Raw genomic sequence first — 5,515 nt, 5'->3', positions numbered from 1 at the left:
GTGTGGTGGTGGTTTGAGAACTCAAGAGCGTGTTTGTACTACTTCTTTATAGTCAATGATTGCCAGTCCATCATCTGCCTGATGGGGTTTGTCCTGTTGGGTCCTTGGTTGGTTGAATGATGGTGGGGTTTTTGTGAGAGTGGTTCCTTCCTTAAGGAATCGTCTCGTCTTTTTCTTTTGAGGGTCATTTTTTCGAGGCTCTTTCATGAAGTTTTTTGTGGAGGGTTCGATTCTGGCTCAGGATGAACGCTGGCGGCGTGCTTAACACATGCAAGTCGAACGGGATCCCGAAGCTTGCTTCGGGTGAGAGTGGCGAACGGGTGAGTAATGCGTGACCGACCTGCCCCATGCTCCGGAATAGCTCCTGGAAACGGGTGGTAATGCCGGATGCTCCAGTTGATCGCATGGTCTTCTGGGAAAGCTTTATGCGGCGTGGGATGGGGTCGCGTCCTATCAGCTTGATGGCGGGGTAACGGCCCACCATGGCTTCGACGGGTAGCCGGCCTGAGAGGGCGACCGGCCACATTGGGACTGAGATACGGCCCAGACTCCTACGGGAGGCAGCAGTGGGGAATATTGCACAATGGGCGCAAGCCTGATGCAGCGACGCCGCGTGAGGGATGGAGGCCTTCGGGTTGTAAACCTCTTTTGTCAGGGAGCAAGCGAGAGTGAGTGTACCTGTCGAATAAGCGCCGGCTAACTACGTGCCAGCAGCCGCGGTAATACGTAGGGCGCAAGCGTTATCCGGAATTATTGGGCGTAAAGGGCTCGTAGGCGGTTCGTCGCGTCCGGTGTGAAAGTCCATCGCTTAACGGTGGATCCGCGCCGGGTACGGGCGGGCTTGAGTGCGGTAGGGGAGACTGGAATTCCCGGTGTAACGGTGGAATGTGTAGATATCGGGAAGAACACCAATGGCGAAGGCAGGTCTCTGGGCCGTTACTGACGCTGAGGAGCGAAAGCGTGGGGAGCGAACAGGATTAGATACCCTGGTAGTCCACGCCGTAAACGGTGGATGCTGGATGTGGGGCACGTTCCACGTGTTCCGTGTCGGAGCCAACGCGTTAAGCATCCCGCCTGGGGAGTACGGCCGCAAGGCTAAAACTCAAAGAAATTGACGGGGGCCCGCACAAGCGGCGGAGCATGCGGATTAATTCGATGCAACGCGAAGAACCTTACCTGGGCTTGACATGTTCCCGACAGCCATAGAGATATGGTTTCCCTTCGGGGCGGGTTCACAGGTGGTGCATGGTCGTCGTCAGCTCGTGTCGTGAGATGTTGGGTTAAGTCCCGCAACGAGCGCAACCCTCGCCCCGTGTTGCCAGCGGATTATGCCGGGAACTCACGGGGGACCGCCGGGGTTAACTCGGAGGAAGGTGGGGATGACGTCAGATCATCATGCCCCTTACGTCCAGGGCTTCACGCATGCTACAATGGCCGGTACAACGGGATGCGACAAGGCGACTTGGAGCGGATCCCTGAAAACCGGTCTCAGTTCGGATCGCAGTCTGCAACTCGACTGCGTGAAGGCGGAGTCGCTAGTAATCGCGAATCAGCAACGTCGCGGTGAATGCGTTCCCGGGCCTTGTACACACCGCCCGTCAAGTCATGAAAGTGGGCAGCACCCGAAGCCGGTGGCCTAACCTTTTCGGAGGGGGGAGCCGTCTAAGGTGAGGCTCGTGATTGGGACTAAGTCGTAACAAGGTAGCCGTACCGGAAGGTGCGGCTGGATCACCTCCTTTCTACGGAGTAATTCAGGCTCGTGGTTGCGAGCCGGTGTGGACCATGCACGCGGGACAGTCCCGTGTCGCGTGGGTGCTGGTGTGGAAGATTTCGTTGGCTTTCGGTTCGTCCGTCGTGGGATGGCCGTGATGTGGTGCGGATGCGCTTTTGGGCTCCCGGATCGCCACCCCGAGACGTTGGTCTCGGCGCGATTCGATGCCCCGTGGGCCTGGTCGTCCGGTTGTTTCCGGTTGGCTGGTTTCATGGGTGCGTGGTGGTTTGAGAACTGGATAGTGGACGCGAGCAAGAAACGACATTCTCTATGTTGTTTTTTGCTGTTGATTTCGTTCGGACTCCAAACATTGGTTTGGTGTTCGTTCCGATCGTTTTGTGATCTGATTAGTGTTGATGATTTGTCGTCTGGCATAGCGTTGCGTTGTGCGGGTGTGTCGCCCGCAAGGGCGTATGGTGGATGCCTTGGCAGACAGGACCGATGAAGGACGTTACAGGCTGCGATATGCCTCGGGGAGCCGCCAAGTGGGCTTTGATCCGAGGATTTCCGAATGGGGGAACCCGGCCGCCGTCATGGGCGGTCACCGGCTTCGGCCGGGGGGTACGCAGGGAAGTGAAACATCTCAGTACCTGCAGGAATGGATACTCCGTGAGTAGTGGCGAGCGAAAGCGGATCAGGCCAAACCCGTGTCGTGTGATACCCGTCGGGGGTTGCGGCATGGGTGTTGCGGGATCGCGTGTGTCGGCTCCGACGGGCCGGCCGGCGGTGATAAATCCATGTGCGAGGGGAACCGGGTTGGATACCGGGCCGTAGAGGGTGATGGCCCCGTACCCGAAGGCGCATGGACCGTTGATCGCGTCTCCCAAGTAGCACGGGTCCCGTGGAACCCCGTGTGAATCCGTCTCGACCGTGGGATAAGCCTAAGTATTCCTGTCTGACCGATAGCGTACTAGTACCGTGAGGGAAAGGTGAAAAGCACCCCGGGAGGGGAGTGAAACAGTCTCTGAAACCGTGCGCCTACAAACCGTCGGAGCCTCTTCAAGGGGTGACGGCGTGCCTATCGAAAAATGAGTCTGCGAGTCAGTGGCGGGTGGCAAGCGTAAGCCGTGTGGCGGACGCGTAGCGAAAGCGAGTCTTAAAAGGCGCCTTGAGTCGCTCGTCCTGGACCCGAAGCGGGATGATCTAGCCCTGGGCAGGTTGAAGCGCGGGTAAGACCGCGTGGAGGACCGCACCCACCTGGGTTGAAAACCGGGGGGATGACCTGGGGCTAGGGGTGAAAGGCCAATCAAATTCCGTGATAGCTGGTTCTCTCCGAAATGCATTTAGGTGCAGCGTCGGGTGAGTACATCCGGGGGGTAGAGCTACTGGATGCTTGAGGGCCCGTACTGGGTACCGACAGCAACCAAACTCCGAATACCCGTGATGCGTATCCCGGCAGTGAGTCGGCGGGGGATAAGCTCCGTCGTCGAGAGGGAGACAGCCCAGATCGTCGTCTAAGGTCCCGAAGCGTGTGCTAAGTGGGAAAGGATGTGGAGTCGCATAGACAGCCAGGAGGTTGGCTCAGAAGCAGCCACCCTTGAAAGAGTGCGTAACAGCTCACTGGTCTAGTGGTTCCGCGCCGACAATGTAGCGGGGCTCAAGCACACCACCGAAGACGCGGCAGTACATTGTACTGGGTAGGAGAGCGTCCCACACGGGTCGAAGCGGCGGCGTAAGCCGGCCGTGGACTGTGTGGGAGTGAGAATGCAGACATGAGTAGCGAGAGACGGGTGAAGATCCCGTCCGCCGGATGACCAAGGGTTCCAGGGCCACGTTCATCGTCCCTGGGTGAGTCGGGTCCTAAGGCGAGGCCGACAGGCGTAGTCGAATGGATGAACGGGTCGATATTCCCGTACCGGCAGGCGACCGATCAGACCGAGGCCGTGAGTACTAACCTCCGGTTCCTCCCGATCAGTCCTTCGGGGCTGTGAGGGTGGTTCAGTTGGGGCTGTAGCGGTAGTAGGTGAGCGCAGGAGTGACACGGAAGGGCAGCCGGCCCGGGAGGTGGTTTTCCCGGGCCAAGCACGCAGCCCGCCCCCCAGGCAAATCCGGGGGGCTTCAAGGGTGAGGTGCGATGGGACGCGCGTGAGCGTGGATCCGGTGATCCCGGCCGTCGAGAAAAGCTTCGGCGTGAGGGCGTCTGGCGCCCGTACCCCAAACCGACACTGGTGGTCAGGTAGAGAATACCAAGGCGATCGAGCGAATCCTGGTCAAGGAACTCGGCAAATCACTCCCGTTCCTTCGGTTTAAGGGAGACCCCCTTGCGTGAAGCGGCTTGCCCGTGGAGCGTCGGGGGGTGGCACAGACCAGGGGGTAGCGACTGTTTACCAAAAACACAGGTGCATGCGAAGGCGCAAGCCGCTGTATATGCACTGACGCCTGCCCGGTGCCGGAAGGTTAAGAGGATCCGTCAACTTCGGTGAAGCGGTGAATTCAAGCCCCGGTAAACGGCGGTGGTAACTATAACCATCCTAAGGTAGCGAAATTCCTTGTCGGGTAAGTTCCGACCTGCACGAATGGCGTAACGACTTCCCCACTGTCTCGACCAGGAGCTCGGCGAAATTGCAGTACGAGTAAAGATGCTCGTTAAGCGCAGAAGGACGAAAAGACCCCGGGACCTTTACTATACCTTGGTATTGGCATTCGGTGTGGATTGTGTAGCATAGGCGGGAGACCGTGAGACCATGGCGCCAGCCGTGGTGGAGTCGCAAGGTGAAATACCGCTCTGTTCGCATTGGATGTCTCACCACGAGCAGTCATCCTGCTCTGGGACAGTGCCTGGCGGGTAGTTTAACTGGGGCGGTTGCCTCCCAAAGAGTAACGGAGGCGCTCAAAGGTTCCCTCAGCCCGGTTGGCAATCGGGTGGCGAGTGTAAGTGCACAAGGGAGCTTGACTGCGAGACTGACGGGTCGAGCAGGGACGAAAGTCGGAACTAGTGATCCGGTGCCGGTGTACGGACGCGGCATCGCTCAACGGATAAAAGGTACCCCGGGGATAACAGGCTGATCATTCCCAAGAGTCCATATCGACGGGATGGTTTGGCACCTCGATGTCGGCTCGTCGCATCCTGGGGCTGGAGCAGGTCCCAAGGGTTCGGCTGTTCGCCGATTAAAGCGGCACGCGAGCTGGGTTCAGAACGTCGTGAGACAGTTTGGTCTCTATCCTCTGCGCTCGTTGGAATGTTGAGGAGGCCTGCCCATAGTACGAGAGGACCTGGGTGGACGAACCTCTGGTATGCCGGTTGTCGCGCCAGCGGCACGGCCGGTTGGCCACGTTCGGAAGGGATAACCGCTGAAAGCATCTAAGCGGGAAGCCTGCTCCAAGATAAGCATTCCATGGGATCCCCGGATCCCTGAACCCCCCATGCAGAACACGTGGTCGATAGGCCGGACGTGGAAGCCCCGCGAGGGGTGGAGCCGACCGGTACTAACGGGGGATGGCGACACTTCATCCAACCCTTCCGGGGGTTGGGACTGTACTGCGCATGCTTGGCATGGACGACACGGAGACGCTTCTCGGGTCGCATGCATCGGAACAAGCGAACATCAACGATACGCGTCCACCATCCGGTCCCCGAACCACCACAATGCCGGCAGACACCAGTGTCTGACCGTATAACAGAAGATTTGCGGCGGTCATGGCCCAGGGGAGACGCCCGGTCCCATTCCGAACCCGGAAGCTAAGGCCTGGCACGGCGATGGTACTGCACCCGACAGAGTGTGGGAGAGTAGCACACCGCCGCAT

The 5,515-nt window shown here is 59.0% G+C and carries 3 rRNA genes; all 3 read left to right on the top strand.

The window, feature by feature from the left end:
* The first annotated feature begins 214 nt into the window (after nt 1-214).
* The 3 genes from CSQ86_RS09615 (at nt 215) to rrf (ending at nt 5,515) form a co-directional block, all read left to right on the top strand.
* Nucleotides 215-1,739, top strand: a 16S ribosomal RNA gene (locus CSQ86_RS09615).
* Nucleotides 1,740-2,164: 425 nt separating this feature from the next.
* Nucleotides 2,165-5,220, top strand: a 23S ribosomal RNA gene (locus tag CSQ86_RS09610).
* Between the two features lie 178 nt (nt 5,221-5,398).
* Nucleotides 5,399-5,515: ribosomal RNA gene (rrf, locus tag CSQ86_RS09605) — 5S ribosomal RNA — on the top strand.
* Together the 16S, 23S and 5S rRNA genes form the textbook arrangement of a ribosomal RNA operon.

Origin of the sequence: Bifidobacterium felsineum (assembly GCF_002802915.1) — a bacterium.
Classification (GTDB): domain Bacteria; phylum Actinomycetota; class Actinomycetes; order Actinomycetales; family Bifidobacteriaceae; genus Bifidobacterium; species Bifidobacterium felsineum.
The sequence above is the reverse complement of the archived record's forward strand: the minus strand, read 5'-3'. Positions and strand labels throughout refer to the sequence as shown.